A 250-nucleotide genomic window follows, 5' to 3' on the forward strand; every position below is an offset into this window, starting at 1 on the left:
CTGCTGGCGTGAATCGCGCGCCGCGGTGTCGGTATTGAACAGGTTCAGCAGGTCGGCACGGCGTTCCTTGTGCCCCTGGCTGCTCTCCGCCACGGCCTGCTGCAGGCTAATGTTCTGGCCCTGCATGCTCAGCGACGCTGCCTGCAACTTGCTGCCGCTGGCCACAATATCGCCCTGGCTGGCCAGCGACATGCGGTTACCGGCAGTGAGCTTGCTCACGTGCAGTTGCTCGGTACGCTGGGTATCGGCC

Annotated in this window: 1 protein-coding gene; it reads right to left on the reverse strand. The window is 64.8% G+C overall.

Annotation, left to right across the window (positions count from 1 at the left end):
* Positions 1–219 (reverse strand): hypothetical protein (locus O4G76_RS21225; protein WP_269399072.1); only part of this gene is annotated, 219 nt, incomplete at its 3' end.
* Between the last annotated feature and the right edge of the window lie 31 nt (positions 220–250).

Source organism: Limimaricola sp. G21655-S1, assembly GCF_027213785.1.
Lineage (GTDB): Bacteria > Pseudomonadota > Alphaproteobacteria > Rhodobacterales > Rhodobacteraceae > Limimaricola.